Genomic DNA, 17,015 nt, shown 5'->3' on the forward strand with positions numbered 1-17,015 from the left:
ACGGCCTGGGTTCCTGCGCGCGAAATCTGTTGCACGTCAATGGGCGTACCAGCTGCGGCGGGCGTAGCCTCTGTGATACTCATCGGCAGAAAGCCGGCGGCAAAGCAGAGCTTGCAGAACATTCTCATGACGGATCTCGTTGAGATGATTGACTGTATGGACTCAAATTTACTGCCGCGCCCATTAGATGAGAAGATCGGCAAATCCGCATACACTGGTGCATTCCACTCACCAATGACGATGGAAAACCTCAACGATCTGCAACTGTTCGTCGCCGTCGCAAGAGAACGCAGTTTTACGCGGGCGGCGGCGCAAGTGGGCTTGTCGCGCTCGGCGCTGAGTCACGCAATTTCGGCATTGGAAGCGAGGCTGGGCGTGCGTCTGCTGACACGCACGACTCGTAGCGTGTCGCCCACCGACGCTGGCGAGCGGCTGCTGAACGTGCTGACACCACGGCTCGAGGAGATTGAAACCGAGCTTGCGTCGCTCTTGTGCCTGCGCAATGCGCCGGCCGGCACCGTTCGCATCACCGCCCATGATCATTCGATCTCCACCATCCTGTGGCCGAAGCTGCTGCCCCTATTGCGCAAGTACCCTGACGTTCATATCGAGTTAAGCGTGGACTATGCAATGACCGACATCGCGGCGGCCCGCTTCGATGCCGGCATACGCAACGGCGATCGCGTGGACAAGGACATGGTCGCGGTCCGGATTGCGCCCGACCTGTGCATGGCAGTGGCCGCATCGCCCGCCTATCTGGAAGGAAGGGAGCTTCCCGCCACTCCGCATGAGTTGACCATGCACCGTTGCATCAACCTTCGGTTGCCCACACACGGCGGGCTGTATGCGTGGGAATTCAAGAAGGGACGGAAGTCGCTCAGCGTGCGTGTGGAAGGACAAACGACCTTCAACAATACCCTGCTGATGCTGCAGGCGGCACTCGATGGTAATGGCCTCGCCTATGTACCGTTCGATCTCGTGCAGCCTCATATCGAGCAAGGCCTGCTGCTGCCCGTGCTGCAAGACTGGTGGTGCACCTTCCCCGGCTATCACCTTTACTACGCCAGCCGGAAGCAGATTTCGCCCGCCTTGAGACTCGTCATTGACGCTCTGCGCTATCGCCCCGATAAAGCTACAGCAATCCGAAAGTAGCCGAGCGCGGCATTAGATGGATCGCATGCTCTTTTCGCCTCTTTTCCATCACAGGTGGGCGATATCACCAATCGCGCACGCTACAGGTCGAACGCGCTTCAAAGACTGCAAAGCTTTGGTCGCTGATATCGACGCGCGTGGAATCGGCGAGCGATGCGGCGCGCGGCGGCGATTCATCGAGACTCGCGCCGGGCGTGACGAAATAGCCGGAACGTTCCTCGGCGCGAACGAGCCCGCGTTCCTAGAGCAGATAGTAGGCGCGAAATACCGTCGATTGACTGACGCCGTGCTGCGCGATGATCTGCCGCAGCGATGGCAGGCGCGCGCCGACCGGGATGCGGCCGCGTCGGATGTCGTCGGCGAGTTTGTCGGCCAGGGCTTCGTAGCGTTTCATGGGGCGCGTGGGCGGCTAGGGATGATCGCGCTCTGGCGGGCTTGCCGATGCTGGCCTCCGCCCGACGAGAAACATCAAACTAACGGCGCATGGCGTTGCATTTCATCGATCCGTCGATGAAACATCGATCAACGTCCGAAGCCGGGCCAGCAGCCACTTCTTGAAAATCTTGAGCTTCGGATTGAGATCGCCCTTGCTGTGGACGAGGTGGTACCCATGATGAATGCGGACCGTGTGCGGAATGGCCTGCACGAGCCGCCCGTCGTTGAAATCGTCCCGAAACAGGAACAGGGGCACCAGCCCGAAGCCGAGGCCCGACATGGCGGCTTCGCGCATCATCAGCATCTGCAGGAAACGCGGCGATTTGCCCAAGCTCGGCATTTGCAGCCCGTAGTGCTCGAAATAATTCTTCCACGGCTCCTCGCGCGCGCCGGCCACGCTCAGCAACGGAGCCGTGAGCAAGTCGGCGGGTTCGTGCACGTTCGCCTGCTGCTTGAGGCGCGGCGAGCACACCACGCCGGCCAGCGTGGTGTCGAGCAGGCTGACCGAGTCGAAGCCCGGCCAGGGCGGCGAGCCGTAACGGATACGCGCATCGACGGGCGCGTCGCGGTCAAGCTCCTTGAGTTCCTCCGCCAGCACGTCCACCTGAATGTCGGGATACCGTGCCCGAAAGTCGCCGATGTTGCGCACCAGCCAGAGCGTGAAACCCACATTCACGGAGAGGACCAGCGTCGACTGCGCCGCGCTTTCCTTCAGCCGGCCGCCTGCCTCGGCGATCAGGTTCAGGCCCGCCGTGACCTGCTCGTGATACATCCTGCCGGCGCGCGTCAGCGTGATCCAGCGGCCGTTGCGCTCGAAGAGGCGAACCTCGAGTTGTTCCTCGAGTGTCTGAATCATGCGACTGACAGCCCCCTGGGTCACATGGAGCTCGGTGGCAGCCGCCGTGAAGCTCTCCAGGCGGGCTGCAACCTCGAAATATCTGACGGCGGTAAGGGACGGAAGGCGCTTCATTTCAACGATCTTGCATGAGTTGAACTCATTCTAACGCAGAAGGAATCGCTTTAGATCGGGACCATGCGCCACCTAAACTGTGTTCACTCGAACTACGCCAAAAGAGACACGACATGGACGCAGTGATTGAAACCCGACCCTTCGCGGTCACCGAAGGCGAAGTCTACCGCCAGCGCGCGCTAGAAGCAGGCCAGGCATTCCTCAAGGCTATCGATGCCATCGCGCCGGTGCTGCGCGCCGGCCGTGAGCAGTCCGAGCGCGACTGCCGCGTGCCGGACGCGAGCGTGGAGGCCATGCTCGAAGCCGGCGTGTTCCGCGCCTTCACGCCGTTGCAGTACGGCGGGCTGGAACTGTCCCCGGCGGACTTCTATGACGGCCTGATGCGCATCGCGCAATGCGACAGCTCTGCCGCGTGGATCGCTGGCCAGATCATCTGTCACAACCTCGAGATCGCCGCGATGCACCCGCAGATGCACGAGGATTTCTGGGGCGTCTATGGTCCGGATGCGCGCGCGTCCAGTTCCTACGCGCCGCTCGGCAAGACCGAGCCGGTCGAGGGCGGCTACATGCTCGACGGCCGCTGGACCTTCTCCAGCGGCGTCGACTTCGCGCATTACGTGGTGCTCGGCGGCGGCGAGCGCAATTTCCTCGTGCCGATCACCGATCTGGTGATCGACCACGACAGCTGGGACGTGCAGGGCATGCGCGGCACCGGCAGCAAGGCGGTCACGGCAAACAAGGTGTTCGTGCCGAACCACCGCATTCACGTAATGGCCGATGTCGTCAACGACATCAACCCCGGCTATGAGACCATCACCACGCCGCTGTATCGCGGCGTGTCGTGGATGACCGTGTTCTACGCGACGGCTGCGAATACCGTGATCGGCACCGCGATGGAAGCCGTCAACGTGTTCTTCGAGCAGTCCCGCAACCGCTACACGAAGATGGGAACCGGCGCGCGACTGGCCGAGAATCCCTTTGTCAATCTCAAGATCGCGGATGCCAAAACGCGCATGAACGACATCCGCATGCGCACGCTGAACAACTGGCGCCATATCTTCGATCAGGCCTGCAAGGGCGAGCCCATCTCGCACCAGGAACGCTTGCGCGTGCGTTTCGAATCGGCCGATTCGTTCGCTGCCTGCTTCGATGTCGTGCACGACATCTGGCCGATGGTCGGCGCGGTGGCTTCGCAGACCTCCAATCCGATGCAACTGATCTACCGCAACCTCATGGCGTCGCGAGTCCACGGCACGGGCGGCAAGGAATTCGCGGCCATCGCGTATTCGCGTTCGCTGCTGGGCCTGCCGGCGCCGGAATTCAAGGTCGTCGATTTTGGCGCCGCGGCCTACTGGCGCTAAGCACCCGAACCTCACGGAGGCGAAAAATGTTGATGGAAGAACAAGTTGCCGTCGGCCGGAGCCAGGCGTCCCTGCTCGAGCGTGGCCGCCCGCTGGATGACAGCCGCTCGTTCCGGCGCTGTCTCGGCCAGTATCCGACCGGCGTGGCGGTCATCACCGCCAGCCACAACAGCGGTCTCGTCGGCATGACGGTGAATTCGTTCGCTTCGGTCTCGCTCGATCCGCCGCTGATCCTGTGGTCGATCCGGCGCGAATCGCGAAGTGTCGAGGCGTTCCAGACTGCGGAGCACTTCGTGGTGAACGTGCTCGCGCACGATCAGGTCGATGTGTCAAATCGGTTCTGCAAGGGCCACCCGGAGAAGTTCGAGCAGGTGGCGTGGGAAGCGGGACTCGGCGGCGCGCCGCTGATCCACGGAGCGGTGGCGCAATTGGAATGCCAGCGCGTTTCGGTTCAGGAAGCGGGCGATCACCTGATCCTGATCGGGGAGGTGAAGCAGTATGCGCACTTCGACGGCAAGCCGCTGACGTTCAGCAACGGCGAATATGCGATGACGCAGGTGCTCCCGCGCGAGCCGGCCTGCCAGCCCAATTGACGAAGGACTCAAAATGAAAATCGAAGAAATCGGATATCTGGGCATCGACGCCACGCACATGGAAGAGTGGCGCGATTTCGCGGCGAACTATGTCGGATTCGAAGTGCGTCAGCTCGATCATGGGCAACTGGGACTGCGCATGGACGACTTCGCCTGGCGGATGCTGGTGCGTCCCGCCGAGCGCAATGGCGTCGGCTTTCTCGGGATGAAGATCGAAAGCCCCGAAGCGCTCGAGACCGTGCGCAGCGAAGTGACCGCCGCAGGCTTCGAGGTGCACGAGGGCAGCGCTGAAGAGCGTGCCGAGCGCAGCGTGCAGCAACTGCTGTGGGTCGCGGACCCGGACGGCAATCGCGTCGAATTCTTTGTCGGACGCAGCGCCGACAATGCGTCCTTCCGGCCGGGCCGTCCGATCGGTGGCTTCCGCACCGGACCGCTCGGCTTCGGCCACGTAGTGATCGGCACCCCGCTGCTGGAAGAGATGGAGCAGTTCTACATGAAGCTGCTGGGTTTCGGCCTGAGCGACTACATCGACAAGGACATCAAGGTTCGCTTCATGCATGCGAACGCGCGGCATCATTCGCTCGCGCTGGTCAAGACGCCGGCCAAATTCCTGCATCACGTCATGGTCGAATACAACTTCATGGACGATGTCGGCCGGTTGTACGACAAGGCGTTGACCATCCCCGGCATGATTCAGACGAGCCTCGGCCGGCACGACAACGATCACATGCTGTCGTTCTATTCGAAGACGCCGGGCGGCTTTCTCATCGAAACGGGCTGGGGCGGCCGGCTGATCGACCGCGAAAGCTGGGAACCCGTCGAGCTCTGGTGCATGAGCCTGTGGGGGCATGAACGCAGTTGGGAAACGCCTGACAACCAGGTCAAGCAGCGCGCTCAGAAAGAACGCGCGGCCACCGAGGGCCGGCTCACACCGGTGGAAATCAATGAGGCGGGTGGCTTCGTGACCCGCGGGGCCGCGATCTGACCCATGACCACGAGGGCGCGCATGCGCCTATCGGTGGCGACATCCGCCGCGCGGCGCGGTCGCCAGGATTGGCATGCAGGCGCTTGCATGATGTGAGGTCATGCAAGCGTCGAAAATGTTGCTTTGTCAGAGAGTTACCGACCCATATCCTTACCAGACAGACCTATAAACAGGAGACTCAGCATGTCACAGGCACTCAAGGCCAGCTTCAAGCACGTCGGTATTTACGTGATGGACGTCGACACGATGGTGGACTTCTATACGGACTGGTTCGGTCTGGTCAAGACGGATGAAGGCAACGGTCCGGTCGGCAAGGGCGTATTCCTGAGCGGAGACCCGAGCGAGCATCATCAGATCGTGTTCGTGGCCGGACGCGAACCCGGCACCAAGTCCATCATCAATCAACTCTCTTTCCAGGTCGACGATCTCCCGACGGTGCGGGCTTATCACAAGCGCGCGCAGGACGAAGGCCGCACGATCACGCGGATCAAGAGCCACGGCAATTCCTTCAGCATCTACGTGCTGGACCCCGAAGGCAACCAGATGGAAATCTATTGCGACACGCCCTGGTACGTCAGCCAGCCGGTGAGCCTGCCGCTGGATCTGAGCCAGTCCGACGAAGACATTCTCGCGCAGGTGGAAAAGGCGGTACGCGCCAATCCGACCTTCATGATGCAGGACGAATGGGTAAAGAAGGCCGGGCAACTGATGGCGAACTGAGCCACAACCGACACCTCTCTCGACGCCCGTGATATCGGGCAAGCCTCTGCCGCAACGGGCGATTCCATTAAAAACTTCGCGATGACGAAACGCATCATGCATGCGTTCGGACGCCGCAGCTCGTGCCGGCATAGTAGTGCGATCGACATTCTAAAAAACAAATTGCCGTTCAACGGCAATTCGGAGACAAAGATGAAGAAGGGAGTCCTGCTCGCTGCAGTCGCCGCGACGTTCGCGGGCGCTGCACACGCGCAAAGCAGCGTCACGCTGTATGGCGTCGTCGATGACGGCCTGAGCTACATCAGCAACGCTGGCGGTCACAGCAACTTCAAGATGGACAGTGGCGTGATTTATTCCGACCGGTGGGGCTTGACCGGCAAGGAAGACATCGGCAACGGCCTGCAGGCCGTGTTCACGCTGGAAAATGGCTTCGATGTGAATTCCGGCGCCGCAGCGCAGGGCGGCGCGCTGTTTGGACGGCGCGCATTCGTCGGCTTGTCGAGCAACCGGTTGGGAACACTGATCCTCGGTAACGACTACGACTTCATCTACGACTATGTGACGTTCTACTCGAACACCGGGCAGTTCGGTGGCGTGTACTCGTTCCACCTCGGCTACGACATCGACCGGCTGGCGGGCGAACAGGTGCACAACATGGTGCGCTACGAGACGCCCACGGTGGGCGGCTTCAACGCGGGCGTCATGTATGGCTTCAGCAACGTGGCGGGCGGGTTCGGCGGCACGTCGACCGTACCGCGCGCGATGAGCGTCGGACTCAAGTACAGCCCGACGGGCACCTTCAATGCACTGTATTCGTTCGGCGCCGCGTTCACCAAGCTGGATGGCGGCAATGCCGCACCGGGCGCGGGCTCCATCGCCCAGGTCGCGCTGGGCGCGAAGTCGATCTATACGGCAGCCCTCGGCGCGCTCGTGAAGTTCGGCAATTTCTCCGTCAACGGCGTGTACACCTACACGAACGCGTCGGATACGCCGCAAGGCACCGTGACCGTGAACGCCTATGAAGGCGGCCTGAGCTGGCGCCCCGCGCCGGACATTCTGGCTGGCGCAGGCTTCGCTTATATCGATGAACGCAAGCGCGGCAAATACGACATCGCGACGCTCGGCTTCGACTACCTCCTGTCGAAGCGCACCGATGTGTTCGCGGTCGGCACGTTCCAGCACGCACTCGGCGGAGCGCACGTCGCGGGCAATTTCTACGCGGTAACGCCGTATTCGCAGTCGCCTACGTTGCCGAACGGCGCGGGCGCGTCGTCGACAGCGAATCAGGCGGTCGCGCAGATCGGCATCCGTCACAAGTTCTGAGAAGGAGAGCGTCATGAGCAGTCCTTTGAGCACGAAGATGATGCCCGGCTCGCTTGAGGCCTCCTCGAAAGTCAGTCAATCCGCGAGCTTATGGATCGTTTGCGGCGCCGCCATCGGCTTGATGTTCGGCTTCGGCCCGCTGTTTTTCAGCGTCGCCGGCGTCTTTCTGAAACCGATGGCCGCGACGTTCGGCTGGGGCCGCTCCGCCGTCGCCATGCTGCCGATGTTTTCGCTGATCGGAACGACATTAGGCGGGCCTGCCGTCGGCTATCTCGCGGACCGGCTCGGATGGAGCAAGGTCCTGGCGGGTTCGATCGTGCTGCTCGCGGTCTCGCTCGCGGCGCTTGCCGTTGCGCCGGCCAGTCATGCGTACATTGCCGCAATCGGCTTCCTGATCGGCTTTCTCGGCGCAGGAACGACGCCGGCGGGCTATCTCGGCGTGCTGCCGCGCGTCTTCGACAAGCGGCTCGGCATGGCGCTCGGATTCGCGATGATCGGCACCGGTATCGGCGGGCTGGTTGCGCCGATCGCCGCGAACCGGCTCAGCGCGACGATGGACTGGCGCCACTGGTTCGGCGTGTGCGCGCTGGTCGCGCTCGTGCTCGGCCTCGTTGCGCATCGGCTGATGTTCCGGAATCTGCCGGCTCAGAAGTACTTCGCCGCCGATGTGCAGGCGGCCGCGTCCGTCGAGGCCGGCTACACGCTCGGCGAAGCGGTGCACAGCTTCCGCTTCTGGCTGCTCGCGGTCGTCGTGTTCCTGATCTCGGGCGCGATCATCGGCGGCTTCGTTCATCTCGCGCCGTTCGCGAGCGACCGCGGGCTCGGGCGCGATGTCGGCGCACAAGCGGCAGGCGTTGTCGGCGCCGGTCTCGCGATTGCGCGAGTGGGGCTCGATCGCGTGTTCGCCCCTCTCGTGGCCTGCACTGCCTTCTTTGTCGGCGCAGTCGGTTTCGCGATCTTCCTGACCGATGCGTCGCATGTCCCGTCGATGATCATTCTGGCCGCGCTGCTGCTCGGCATTTCGACTGGCTCCGAAGGCGATCTGATTCCGTTTCTGGCACGCAGATATTTCGGCAAGCGTTCGTTCGGCTCGATCTACGGTTGCCTGTTCGGGGCGGCGACGCTGGGTGGCGGTGCAGGTCCGTTCCTGTACGGCCTCGCTTTCGACCGCCTCGGCTCCTATACCCTCGTGCATGCGGTGTCGCTGGCCGCATGTCTCGTCGGCGCGTTCGCAGTCCTGCTGCTCGGGCGGTATCCGGCAGAGACCACGGACCAGTAACGATCAGGATGAGAGATCAATGAAACTCACACGAGACAACACTTCGAAATTCGTTCAGGCCGGCGCCGTCAAGGTGCATTACCACGAGGCCGGCACCGGCCCGGTCCTGCTGTGCATCCACGGCGGCGCGCCAGGCGCGTTCGGCTGGGGAAATTTCGGCCGCAATCTGGAGGCGCTGTCGCGCAACTTCCGGACGATCATCGTCGATCTGCCGGGTTACGGGCGCTCCGACAAACCTCAAATCGAAGGGCCGCGCACGAGCTTCTATTCGCGTACTTTCCGCGACATGCTGGACGCACTGGATATCGGCCGCGCGCATGTGATGGGGCTTGCAACGGGCGGCTCCGTCGCGCTCAAGATGGCGCTCGACTTTCCCGAGCGCGTCGATCGGCTGGTGGTCATCAGTTCGCCCGGCGGCCTCTCGCTTTTCCAGCCCATGCCGCCGAAGCCTGACACGCACAGCTATTACAGCGGCGAAGGCCCGAGCATGGAACGCATGCGCGCCAATCTGGAGCGGCTCGTCTGTGACCCGACGATCCTGACCGAGGAAGTGATCCGCGAACGCTACGAAGCCAGCATCGAGCCGGAGTTCATGAATCAGGCACCGGAAGGGCATGGCGGCAAGCCGGGGCAAACGCTGGAGCCGCTGTGGCAGGACCTGCACCGGATTCAGGCGGAGACACTGGTCATCTGGGGCCGCAATAACCAGACGATCAACTACGACCACGCTCTGTTCATGCTGACCCGGATTCCGAAGGCGCGCGTTCATATCCACGGCAACTGCGGCCTGTGGGTGCCTTACGAGAAGATGCACGAGTTCAATAGCAACGTCACCGGCTTCCTGTCGGTGGATCTGACGGCGAGGCCCGCACAATGATGAAGCACACGAGTATCTGGCAGCACCTGTTCAAGACGCCTCACAAGCTCGCATGGATCGATGCGGGCGGCGTCAATACGCGCTATCTGGAAGCGGGACCGGCCGATGCACCGGTGGTCATCCTGCTGCATGGCACTGCGGGCAGTCTGGAGAATTTCAGCGCGAATTACGCGGCCTACGCCGAGCACTTTCGCGTCATTGGCCTCGACATGCTCGGTTGCGGCTGGACCGGGAAGCCCGATTACGACTACCTGATCAATCACTACGCCGAACACGTGCGCAGTTTCATGGATGCGCTCGGCATCGAGAAGGCCGGCGTGGTGGGCGTGTCACTGGGCGCGTGGGTTGGCGCCGCGCTGGCGCAGGCACACCCGGAACGCGTCGACAGGCTGGTTCTCGTGTCGCCGGCGGGCATCATCACCGATCCGGAGGAAGAGCAACGCTTTGCCGAAAAGCTGCGCAAGAGTCGTTCGACCGCCGCAGCGGAGCCGACTTGGGAAACCGTGTCCGCCGCGATGAAAGCCCTGATTCTGGACCCGGAAACGCTGTCCGATGAAATCGTCGCCGTTCGCCTCGCGATTTATCAGGACCCGCGCATGAAGGCTGCCATGCCGCGTTTGCTCGCTTTCTCGAAAGGCGGTCAGGCGCTCAGCGCCGAACAATGGCGTAGCCTCGCGCTGCCTATGCAGGTCATTGCCGCCGTGGACGCACCCAACATGTTTCTCAGCAACGCCTATGCGATCGCCGAGATTGCGCCGGATGCGCGCATCGTGGAAATGACGGGTTGCGACCACTGGGCCCAGTATGAACAGCCGGAAGCCTTCAATCAGCAGAGCATCGCCTTTCTGCTGGAAGTCTGAACACGCACGGTGAAATTCACCAGACGCTTCGTCGCAGAGAGACGTGAAATAGTTCGGTATCCGTATCGATCGTGGCTTGCGGTGACGAAGCCATAATAGACAAAAGGTAATCGATGGCAAACGCCACCCTTATCGACGCGCTCGCGGATCGCCTGCGCAAAGCGGAACTCGCGCGCGACGCGATCGAGCCGGTCCGCGGCGAGATTGCGCTGGACGACCTGGCGATGGCGTATGCCGTGCAGCAGGCCAACGTCGATGCACGCGTGGCGGCGGGCGAGCGCATCGTCGGCCGCAAGATCGGTCTGACTTCGCTTGCCGTGCAGAAGCAGCTTGGCGTGGATCAGTCGGACTTCGGCGCGCTGTTCGACAGCATGTCCTACGGCGACAACCAGCGGATCCCGCTCGGCCTGTTCATTCAGCCCAAGGTCGAAGCCGAGATCGCGCTGGTTCTCAAGCGCGACCTCACGCGCAAGAAGCACACTTACGCGGACATCATCAACGCCACGGACTGCGCGCTGGCCGCGATTGAAATTGTCGACAGCCGCATCCGTGGCTGGGATATCCGATTCGTCGACACCGTCGCCGACAACGCTTCGAGCGCGGCCTTCGTGGTCGGCAGCCGGCCGGTCGCGCTGGCCGATATCGACCTGTTCAACGCCGGCATGACGCTGGAACGCGATGGCGAAGTGCTGTCGGGCGGCGGCGGCGCCAACTGCCTCGGCAATCCGCTCAACGCCGCGATGTGGCTGGCCGACCGTATGTCCCGGCTCGGCACACCGTTGCGTGCCGGCGACGTGGTGTTGACCGGCGCGCTCGGCCCGATGGTCACGGTGACGCAACCGGGCACCTATACCGCGCATATCGAAGGGCTCGGCAGCGTGCGGGCAACGTTCGCGTAGCCGATTGCTGGCCGGCAACTCAACACACTCTCAGGAAACGAAATGGCTTCGGCAAAACTCAAGGCCGCGATCATCGGGTCGGGCAATATCGGCACCGACCTGATGATCAAGATCATGCGGCACGGCAAGTATCTGGAAATGGGCGCGATGGTCGGCATCGACGCGAACTCGGACGGTCTCGCGCGCGCCGCGCGTCTGGGTGTGGCGACGACGCACGAGGGCGTTCAGGGTCTCGTGAACCTGCCGGTTTTCGCGGACATCGACGTGGTCTTCGACGCGACCTCGGCCGGCGCGCACGTCAAGAACGACGCGTTCCTCCGTAAACGCAAGCCTGGCATCCGCATGATCGACCTGACGCCCGCGGCGATCGGTCCGTACTGCGTGCCGGTGGTCAATCTCGACACGCACCTCGACGCGCTCAACGTGAACATGGTCACGTGCGGCGGTCAGGCCACGATCCCGATGGTCGCGGCGGTCTCGCGCGTCGCCAAGGTGCATTACGCGGAAATCGTCGCGTCGATCAGCAGCAAGTCGGCGGGTCCGGGCACGCGCGCGAATATCGACGAGTTCACGGAAACGACGTCGCGGGCGATCGAAGTAGTCGGCGGCGCATCGAAGGGCAAGGCGATCATCGTGCTGAACCCGGCCGAGCCGCCGCTCATGATGCGCGACACGGTGTATGTGCTGTCCGAAGCCGCGGATCAAACCGAGATCGAGGCATCCGTCGAAGAGATGGCCAAGGCCGTGAACGTGTATGTGCCGGGCTATCGCCTGAAGCAGAAGGTCCAGTTCGACGTGATTCCCGAGAACGCGCCGCTCAATATTCCGGGCCTCGGCACGTTCAGCGGCCTCAAAACGTCGATCTTCATCGAAGTCGAAGGCGCGGCGCATTACCTGCCCGCGTATGCCGGCAATCTCGACATCATGACGTCCGCTGCGCTCGCCACCGCCGAGCGCGTGGCCGCGACGCTCGTGGACACAGCAGCCTAAATGGACGGCAACATGGACAAGAAACTCTATATCTCCGACGTGACCTTGCGCGACGGCATGCACGCGATCCGTCATCAATACTCGATCGACGATGTGCAGGTGATCGCCCGCGCGCTCGACAAAGCGAAGGTGGACAGCATCGAAGTTGCCCACGGCGACGGCTTGCAAGGTTCGAGCTTCAACTATGGCTTCGGCGCGCACAGCGATCTCGAATGGATCGAAGCCGTCGCGGACGTGGTCCAGCACGCGAAGGTCGCGACGCTGCTCTTGCCGGGCATCGGCACGATCCACGACCTCAAAGCCGCTTACGACGCGGGCGCGCGCGTCGTGCGCGTCGCGACGCACTGCACCGAAGCGGACGTATCGAAGCAGCATATCGAGTACGCCCGCGAACTCGGCATGGACACCGTCGGCTTTCTGATGATGAGCCACATGACGACGCCGGAGAATCTCGTCGTCGAGGCGAAGAAGATGGAAAGCTACGGCGCGACCTGCATCTATGTGGTCGATTCGGGCGGCGCGCTGAACATGAACGATGTACGCGATCGATTCCGCGCGCTGAAAGGCGCATTGAAGCCGGAGACGCACACCGGCATGCACGCGCATCACAACCTGTCGCTCGGCGTCGCGAACTCGATCGTCGCGGTGGAGGAAGGCTGCGATCGCATCGATGCATCGCTCGCGGGCATGGGCGCGGGCGCGGGCAACGCGCCGCTCGAAGTATTCATCGCGGCAGCCGAGCGCATGGGATGGAACCACGGCACCGATCTCTACACGCTGATGGACGCAGCCGATGACATCGTGCGCCCGCTTCAGGATCGTCCGGTTCGAGTGGATCGCGAGACGCTCGCGCTCGGTTATGCGGGCGTGTATTCGAGCTTCCTGCGGCATTCGGAAGCCGCCGCGCGCAAATACGATCTGAAGGCCGTGGACATCCTCGTCGAGCTGGGCAAGCGTCGCATGGTCGGCGGCCAGGAAGACATGATCGTCGACGTGGCGCTCGATCTGAAAAAGCGCGCCGCGCACGCCTGAGCGAACCCGAATCAGCGAAGCGCCATGAAGAGCGCCGCATTGTCAAAACCGGAGACTTTTCGATGAAACCTTCTACGACCGCGTCTGGGCCTTCCGGCGGCGCACTCACGATCGGCCTGTGCCTCGTGGTCGCGCTGCTGGAAGGGCTCGACCTGCAATCGACGGGCGTCGCCGCGCCCCGCATGGCGGCCGAGTTCCACCTCGCCGTCGCGCAACTCGGCTGGGCTTTCGGCATCGGCGCGCTCGGGCTCTTGCCGGGCGCGGCGATCGGCGGACGTCTCGCCGACGGCATCGGACGCAAGCGCGTGCTGATGCTGTCGGTGACGCTCTTCGGCGTCTTTTCCATCGCGACGACACAGGTGTGGGATCTGCAAAGCCTGCTTGCGATGCGCTTCCTGACGGGCCTCGGCCTCGGCGCCGCGATGCCGAACCTGATCGCGCTGTGCGCCGAAGCCGCTCCTCCCGAGCGTCGCGGCGTGGCCGTCGGCGCGATGTACTGCGGCATGCCGTTCGGCGCGGCGATGGCGGCGGTCATCGGCATCGTCAGTCCGGGCGAGGAAGGCTGGCGGCATATTTTCTATGTCGGCGGTCTCGGGCCGCTCCTGACCTTGCCGCTGCTCGGGCTGTTCCTGAAGGAATCGACGCACTTCATCGCGGCGAGCCGTCAGGCGCAAGCCGGCGTCGTGCAGGCGCTCTGGAAGGAAGGGCGCGCGGGCACGACCATCGCGCTGTGGACGAGCTATCTCGGCACGCTGATCGTGCTGTACTTCCTGATGAACTGGCTGCCGTCGATGGTCGTGAGCCGCGGCCTGACGCGCGTGCAGGCGGGCGTCGTGCAGATGATGTTCAACATCGGCGGCGGCATCGGCGCGATCGTCATTGCGGCGCTGATGGACCGTATCGGCAAGCGGCCGGTCGTCGTTGGCATGTATGTCGGCATCGCGGCGGCGCTGCTTGCGCTGGCGGGCGCCACCGGCAGCGTATCGATGGCCTGCGGCGGACTGCTGGCCGGACTGTTTCTGGTGGGCGGGCAATCGGTCCTCTATGCGCTCGCGGGCGCTGCGTATCCGACGCAGGTGTGCGGAACGGGCGTCGGCGCGGCGGTGGCCGTCGGGCGCGTCGGCTCGATGGTCGGGCCGCTGATCGCCGGGCAGTTGCTCGCGCTGGGCCAGAGCGCATCGATGCTCGTGCTGTCGAGCATTCCGCTGATCGTGATTGCGGCAATCGGCGCGCTCACCGTGGCGGCAAATCTGACGCGCGAGACGCCCGACGTTTCGCGCGCACTTCGAACCGAATCTATCTGAATCGATCTTTGAGGAACATGAACATGACGACCAAGGAAACCTGGACGGAAGCCGCCACGAGCAAGTTCGTGAGCGTGATGGAAGGCGATAGGGAACTGCGCATCCACTACAACGACACGGGCGCGGGCCGCGAAACGCTGGTGCTGCTGCACGGTTCCGGCCCCGGCGCGAGCGGCTGGGCGAACTATCACCGCAACATCGATGCATTCGCCGATGCGGGCTATCGCGTGCTGCTCATCGACTGCCCGGGCTGGGGAAAGAGCGATTCGATCGTCTGCACGAGTTCGCGCTCCGATCTGAACGCGCGCGTCGTCAAGGGCGTGCTCGATACGCTCGGCATCGACCGCGTGCACTTCGTCGGCAATTCGATGGGCGGCCACAGCGCGGTGGCGTTCGCGCTGTCGTATCCGGAACGCGTCGGCAAGTTGGTGCTGATGGGCGGCGGCACGGGCGGCCCCAGCCAGTTCGTGCCGATGCCCACCGAAGGCATCAAACTCTTGCAGGCGGTCTATCGCGATCCGTCGATCGAGAACATCAAGCGCATGCTCAACGTGTTCGTGTACGACGCGAGCACGATAACCGAGGAATTGTTGCAGGCGCGTCTGCAAAACATGCTGGCGCGGCGCGATCATCTGGAAAACTTCGTCAAGAGTCTCGCCGCGAACCCGAAGCAGTTTGCCGACTACGGGCATCGGCTGAACGAAATCAAGGTGCCTGCGCTCGTCATCTGGGGACGCGACGACCGCTTTGTGCCGTTGGATGTCGGTCTGCGTCTCGTCTGGGGCATGCCGAATGCCGACCTGCTCGTGTTCGGCCGCTGCGGGCATTGGGCGCAGTGGGAGCATGCCGAGCGATTCAACGAGACCGTGCTGGCGTTCCTCGCGCGGTAAAGGCAGGCCGTGCGGCGGATGTCGAACAGGGTATCGCCGCATGCGATACCCGGTCGGCTGTCGAGCGCATCTGGCCGGATCGGGAACCCTGACGAATCCTTCCGTCAGCACTCTCGCGCTTCGGCTTATCAGGGCCTTCTCGACGCGCATTCGCCGCCGGACTGCACGGCCTGAGCACCCACGCGCAACGTGCCGGACGGATCGCCGAACCGCAGGGACCGGCGCTCGCCGCCGCCCGCCGCGAGATTGACGAACGTGCCCGGAATCGCCGCGGCCGTGCCGATCGCGACCGCCGCCGTGGCCATCATCGCGTGATGCAGCTTGCCCATCGATAGCGCGCGCACGAGCACATCGACATCGTCCGCGCCGATGCGCTTGACGCTCAATGCGACATAGCCGCCGGCGGCGCGACGAACGCGATCTTCGGCGTTTGCTGACGCTCGCGATCTTATCGGAGCTGCCGATCAGCCCCACGCGCAGCGCACCGTAGCCGCGAATGGTCTCTAAGCGCGTGAGCGCCGCGTCGGCGCGTCCTGCAGTTCCTTACCGGTGTAGCCGATGGCATCCGCGTTCACGAAGATCGTCGTGATGCCGGCGTTGATCATCGTCGCCTTGAAGGCGCCGATGCCGGGCACGTCGAGATCGTCGACGACGCTGCCCGTCGGGAACATCGCGCCTTGCTCCTTCTTCATCCGCAGCCGGATCGAGAAATTCGAGTTGTACATCGGTGGCCGGAAACGTCACGCCGTCCCGTTCGAAATCGCCGGATTCGCGCACGGCGCCGCTCGTCATTGGGAGCAAGACGGTTGGCAGGATTCGGCAGGTGATGTTCCGGCGGTGGAACGAATTGATCAGCTCTTCCTGTCGACTCAGGCGGCCTACATTCTAACTCGCATGCGCACGCTCGCCGCGGATTTCTGCATGAAGTCGAGACTATCGCAGCGCGAGGGGTTGCACGCGACGACTTGCTGCCTGGACTTCGGGTCACCCATTTCCGCAAGCGCACAATCATCGCGTATATGCTAACGACCGAATCTCAAATTTTACATAAATCTATCCACAATTTGTCACGGCCAAATACAAATGTCGGGGTGCGGGCTAAATACAGATGTCGTATCTATCCAGGGATTTTGCTCTCACGCAGTGTTGAAGAAAGCGGGTTGAACGGGCAGGGCGCGGGTGCATGGACTTCACGGTTTGTTGACCGCGGAGTTGTCTTTTGCTGACGTGGCGCCGCCTTTGTGTTCATGCAGCGCCATCATCGTTGTCTCCAGGTCCTGTTGCGTGAGTTCGCGCTGTTTCTTCGTGCCGGATGCGCGGCGTGGCGTGCGTACCTCCGCGCCGC

Annotated in this window: 16 protein-coding genes and 3 pseudogenes; 15 read left to right on the forward strand and 4 right to left on the reverse strand. The window is 63.1% G+C overall.

The window, feature by feature from the left end; all coding sequences use genetic code 11:
- Nucleotides 1-234 precede the first annotated feature (234 nt).
- The gene (locus NCR39_RS29015) at nucleotides 235-1,152 is read left to right on the forward strand and encodes a LysR family transcriptional regulator (protein WP_250456260.1); all 918 of its coding nucleotides are present in this window, start codon (nucleotides 235-237) and stop codon (nucleotides 1,150-1,152) included.
- Nucleotides 1,153-1,246: 94 nt separating this feature from the next.
- On the opposite strand, the pseudogene NCR39_RS29020 reads toward NCR39_RS29015, so the two are convergent.
- Nucleotides 1,247-1,546: pseudogene (locus tag NCR39_RS29020) on the reverse strand (GntR family transcriptional regulator); the annotation flags it as partial.
- Nucleotides 1,547-1,648: 102 nt separating this feature from the next.
- Complete coding sequence (locus NCR39_RS29025) at nucleotides 1,649-2,557, reverse strand: LysR substrate-binding domain-containing protein (protein WP_250456246.1); 909 nt, start codon at nucleotides 2,555-2,557, stop codon at nucleotides 1,649-1,651.
- A gap of 113 nt (nucleotides 2,558-2,670) precedes the next feature.
- Between NCR39_RS29025 and NCR39_RS29030 the strand changes: the two genes are divergently transcribed.
- The 13 genes from NCR39_RS29030 (at nucleotide 2,671) to NCR39_RS29090 (ending at nucleotide 15,670) form a co-directional block, all read left to right on the forward strand.
- Entirely contained in the window at nucleotides 2,671-3,918 is a 1,248-nt protein-coding gene (locus NCR39_RS29030; protein WP_250456247.1) for an acyl-CoA dehydrogenase family protein, read from the forward strand.
- Between the two features lie 32 nt (nucleotides 3,919-3,950).
- Nucleotides 3,951-4,511, forward strand: a complete 561-nt coding sequence (locus NCR39_RS29035; protein WP_250456248.1) for a flavin reductase family protein — start codon at nucleotides 3,951-3,953, stop codon at nucleotides 4,509-4,511.
- Between the two features lie 13 nt (nucleotides 4,512-4,524).
- Nucleotides 4,525-5,496: a VOC family protein gene (locus NCR39_RS29040; protein WP_250456249.1), complete on the forward strand. Its 972-nt coding sequence runs from the start codon at nucleotides 4,525-4,527 to the stop codon at nucleotides 5,494-5,496.
- Nucleotides 5,497-5,679: 183 nt separating this feature from the next.
- Nucleotides 5,680-6,216, forward strand: a complete 537-nt coding sequence (locus tag NCR39_RS29045; RefSeq protein ID WP_250456250.1) for a VOC family protein — start codon at nucleotides 5,680-5,682, stop codon at nucleotides 6,214-6,216.
- A 192-nt stretch (nucleotides 6,217-6,408) separates the two neighbouring features.
- A complete protein-coding gene (locus NCR39_RS29050) occupies nucleotides 6,409-7,539 on the forward strand; it encodes a porin (RefSeq protein ID WP_250456251.1) in 1,131 nt (376 codons plus the stop codon).
- 13 nt (nucleotides 7,540-7,552) lie between these two features.
- Nucleotides 7,553-8,818 (forward strand): MFS transporter, encoded by a 1,266-nt coding sequence (locus NCR39_RS29055; protein ID WP_250456252.1) that lies wholly within the window; start codon nucleotides 7,553-7,555, stop codon nucleotides 8,816-8,818.
- Nucleotides 8,819-8,837: 19 nt separating this feature from the next.
- Nucleotides 8,838-9,695 carry an alpha/beta fold hydrolase gene (locus tag NCR39_RS29060; RefSeq protein ID WP_250456253.1) on the forward strand — a complete coding sequence of 286 codons (858 nt, stop codon included), beginning with the start codon at nucleotides 8,838-8,840 and terminating at the stop codon, nucleotides 9,693-9,695.
- Nucleotides 9,696-9,808: 113 nt separating this feature from the next.
- The gene (locus NCR39_RS29065; RefSeq protein WP_250456254.1) at nucleotides 9,809-10,555 is read left to right on the forward strand and encodes an alpha/beta fold hydrolase; all 747 of its coding nucleotides are present in this window, start codon (nucleotides 9,809-9,811) and stop codon (nucleotides 10,553-10,555) included.
- A 113-nt stretch (nucleotides 10,556-10,668) separates the two neighbouring features.
- Nucleotides 10,669-11,454 carry a fumarylacetoacetate hydrolase family protein gene (locus NCR39_RS29070; RefSeq protein WP_250456255.1) on the forward strand — a complete coding sequence of 262 codons (786 nt, stop codon included), beginning with the start codon at nucleotides 10,669-10,671 and terminating at the stop codon, nucleotides 11,452-11,454.
- A gap of 42 nt (nucleotides 11,455-11,496) precedes the next feature.
- Nucleotides 11,497-12,444, forward strand: a complete 948-nt coding sequence (locus NCR39_RS29075; protein ID WP_250456256.1) for an acetaldehyde dehydrogenase (acetylating) — start codon at nucleotides 11,497-11,499, stop codon at nucleotides 12,442-12,444.
- A 12-nt stretch (nucleotides 12,445-12,456) separates the two neighbouring features.
- The gene (dmpG, locus tag NCR39_RS29080; protein ID WP_250456257.1) at nucleotides 12,457-13,476 is read left to right on the forward strand and encodes a 4-hydroxy-2-oxovalerate aldolase; all 1,020 of its coding nucleotides are present in this window, start codon (nucleotides 12,457-12,459) and stop codon (nucleotides 13,474-13,476) included.
- Between the two features lie 62 nt (nucleotides 13,477-13,538).
- The gene (gene mhpT, locus NCR39_RS29085; RefSeq protein WP_250456258.1) at nucleotides 13,539-14,780 is read left to right on the forward strand and encodes a 3-(3-hydroxy-phenyl)propionate transporter MhpT; all 1,242 of its coding nucleotides are present in this window, start codon (nucleotides 13,539-13,541) and stop codon (nucleotides 14,778-14,780) included.
- A 23-nt stretch (nucleotides 14,781-14,803) separates the two neighbouring features.
- A complete protein-coding gene (locus tag NCR39_RS29090; RefSeq protein WP_250456259.1) occupies nucleotides 14,804-15,670 on the forward strand; it encodes an alpha/beta fold hydrolase in 867 nt (288 codons plus the stop codon).
- A 128-nt stretch (nucleotides 15,671-15,798) separates the two neighbouring features.
- Here the strand turns inward: NCR39_RS29090 and NCR39_RS29095 are convergent.
- Together NCR39_RS29095 and NCR39_RS29860 are read right to left on the reverse strand one after the other, a co-directional pair.
- Nucleotides 15,799-16,305: pseudogene (locus NCR39_RS29095) on the reverse strand (PrpF domain-containing protein).
- Entirely contained in the window at nucleotides 16,214-16,462 is a 249-nt protein-coding gene (locus tag NCR39_RS29860; RefSeq protein ID WP_350029709.1) for a PrpF domain-containing protein, read from the reverse strand. Before NCR39_RS29860 ends, NCR39_RS29095 begins: the two are co-directional and overlap by 92 nt.
- Nucleotides 16,463-16,466: 4 nt before the next feature.
- Here NCR39_RS29860 and NCR39_RS29100 point away from each other — a divergent pair.
- Nucleotides 16,467-16,582, forward strand: a pseudogene (locus NCR39_RS29100) (IS5/IS1182 family transposase); the annotation flags it as partial.
- Nucleotides 16,583-17,015: the final 433 nt, after the last annotated feature.

It is taken from the genome of Caballeronia sp. ATUFL_M2_KS44 (assembly GCF_023630965.1).
Classification (GTDB): Bacteria; Pseudomonadota; Gammaproteobacteria; order Burkholderiales; family Burkholderiaceae; genus Caballeronia; species Caballeronia concitans.

What these genes read in the sequence shown, in the direction of transcription:
- NCR39_RS29015 (WP_250456260.1), top strand. Translation starts at nt 235, where the DNA reads ATGACGATGGAAAACCTCAACGATCTGCAACTGTTCGTCGCCGTCGCA.
- NCR39_RS29025 (WP_250456246.1), bottom strand. Translation starts at nt 2,557, where the DNA reads ATGAAGCGCCTTCCGTCCCTTACCGCCGTCAGATATTTCGAGGTTGCA.
- NCR39_RS29030 (WP_250456247.1), top strand. Translation starts at nt 2,671, where the DNA reads ATGGACGCAGTGATTGAAACCCGACCCTTCGCGGTCACCGAAGGCGAA.
- NCR39_RS29035 (WP_250456248.1), top strand. Translation starts at nt 3,951, where the DNA reads ATGGAAGAACAAGTTGCCGTCGGCCGGAGCCAGGCGTCCCTGCTCGAG.
- NCR39_RS29040 (WP_250456249.1), top strand. Translation starts at nt 4,525, where the DNA reads ATGAAAATCGAAGAAATCGGATATCTGGGCATCGACGCCACGCACATG.
- NCR39_RS29045 (WP_250456250.1), top strand. Translation starts at nt 5,680, where the DNA reads ATGTCACAGGCACTCAAGGCCAGCTTCAAGCACGTCGGTATTTACGTG.
- NCR39_RS29050 (WP_250456251.1), top strand. Translation starts at nt 6,409, where the DNA reads ATGAAGAAGGGAGTCCTGCTCGCTGCAGTCGCCGCGACGTTCGCGGGC.
- NCR39_RS29055 (WP_250456252.1), top strand. Translation starts at nt 7,553, where the DNA reads ATGAGCAGTCCTTTGAGCACGAAGATGATGCCCGGCTCGCTTGAGGCC.
- NCR39_RS29060 (WP_250456253.1), top strand. Translation starts at nt 8,838, where the DNA reads ATGAAACTCACACGAGACAACACTTCGAAATTCGTTCAGGCCGGCGCC.
- NCR39_RS29070 (WP_250456255.1), top strand. Translation starts at nt 10,669, where the DNA reads ATGGCAAACGCCACCCTTATCGACGCGCTCGCGGATCGCCTGCGCAAA.
- NCR39_RS29075 (WP_250456256.1), top strand. Translation starts at nt 11,497, where the DNA reads ATGGCTTCGGCAAAACTCAAGGCCGCGATCATCGGGTCGGGCAATATC.
- dmpG (WP_250456257.1), top strand. Translation starts at nt 12,457, where the DNA reads ATGGACAAGAAACTCTATATCTCCGACGTGACCTTGCGCGACGGCATG.
- mhpT (WP_250456258.1), top strand. Translation starts at nt 13,539, where the DNA reads ATGAAACCTTCTACGACCGCGTCTGGGCCTTCCGGCGGCGCACTCACG.
- NCR39_RS29090 (WP_250456259.1), top strand. Translation starts at nt 14,804, where the DNA reads ATGACGACCAAGGAAACCTGGACGGAAGCCGCCACGAGCAAGTTCGTG.
- NCR39_RS29860 (WP_350029709.1), bottom strand. Translation starts at nt 16,462, where the DNA reads ATGACGAGCGGCGCCGTGCGCGAATCCGGCGATTTCGAACGGGACGGC.